At 46.6% G+C, this 1,034-nt stretch carries 2 protein-coding genes; both read left to right on the top strand.

What is annotated here, in order from left to right; all coding sequences use genetic code 11:
* The first annotated feature begins 65 nt into the window (after positions 1-65).
* The gene (locus tag ABF638_RS38135; RefSeq protein ID WP_435027910.1) at positions 66-446 is read left to right on the top strand and encodes a helix-turn-helix domain-containing protein; all 381 of its coding nucleotides are present in this window, start codon (positions 66-68) and stop codon (positions 444-446) included.
* A 10-nt stretch (positions 447-456) separates the two neighbouring features.
* Entirely contained in the window at positions 457-1,023 is a 567-nt protein-coding gene (locus tag ABF638_RS38130) for an IS630 family transposase (RefSeq protein WP_435027909.1), read from the top strand.
* The last annotated feature ends 11 nt before the right edge of the window (positions 1,024-1,034 follow it).

Below are 1,034 nucleotides of genomic sequence, written 5' to 3'. Positions count from 1 at the left end.
TATAGCGGTTATCAGTCCAGTTCAGTACACTTAGGAGAGAGCAATTCTACTGTTAACTGGTCGCTATGAAAGCCTACTCTCTCGACTTGCGTCAGAAAGTTGTTGATGCTTATGCTTGCGGTGACATTTCCCAGCGAAAACTGGCTAAAAACTTTGGTGTCACCTTAAGTTTTGTCCAAAATTTACTTAAACGCCATCGTGAATTCGGCACGATTAGCCAAAAGGTGCGGACTGAGCAGACGCCAACAAAGTTGAATGCCGAACAGCTCGAAATCCTGGGTCAACTCGTCGCAGCACAGCCCGATGCGACGTTAAGCGAATTGCGGGAACGACTTTATGAGAAAACAGAGGTGTTAATTGGGGTGGCTACGGTGAATCGGATGGTTCGTCGGAAACTCAACCTAAACCTCAAAAAAAAGTCTCCACCCTACGAAAAAGGGAACTGATGAAGTCCAATTGGCCCGATTTGAGTACTGGAAACTTTTGAGGGGGATACCCGTGGAAAATCTGATTTTCTTAGATGAATCGGGGGTTAATCTCTCCTTCATTCGCAAATGTGCCCGCGCCTTATCAGGCTTTCGGGCCTATGCTCCAAAGCCCAACCGCAAAGGGAGAAATGTCTCGGTAATTGGTGCCATTAGCTTGAAAGGACTGCTCACCCAATGGAGTGCTTTAGGTTCTATCGATGCCTTGACCTTTGATGCCTTCATCTCACAAAAGCTCGTACCTCAACTTTGGCCTGGTGCAGTCGTGATCATGGATAACTGCTCGATTCATAAAAGTGACGAACTTGAAGCCTTGATCATCGCTGCCGGTGCTCGCCTCATTTATCTCCCTCCCTACTCACCCGATTTTTCACCGATTGAGAACTGTTGGTCTAAGATTAAGAACATTCTCCGTCGCATCGGTGCAAGAACCTATCCTGATTTACTCAACGCATTAGATGCGGCATTCGCAGAAGTGACGATAGAGAATTTGCTGGGTTGGTTTACTCACTGCTGCTACTGTACTTCAGAAGACTGATAACCGCTATA

It is taken from the genome of Nostoc sp. CALU 1950, assembly GCF_051172895.1.
GTDB lineage: Bacteria > Cyanobacteriota > Cyanobacteriia > Cyanobacteriales > Nostocaceae > Nostoc > Nostoc edaphicum_A.
Note: the sequence above shows the minus strand (reverse complement) of the source record. Positions and strands in the feature narration are given on the sequence as shown.

What these genes read in the sequence shown, in the direction of transcription:
- ABF638_RS38135 (WP_435027910.1), top strand. Translation starts at nt 66, where the DNA reads ATGAAAGCCTACTCTCTCGACTTGCGTCAGAAAGTTGTTGATGCTTAT.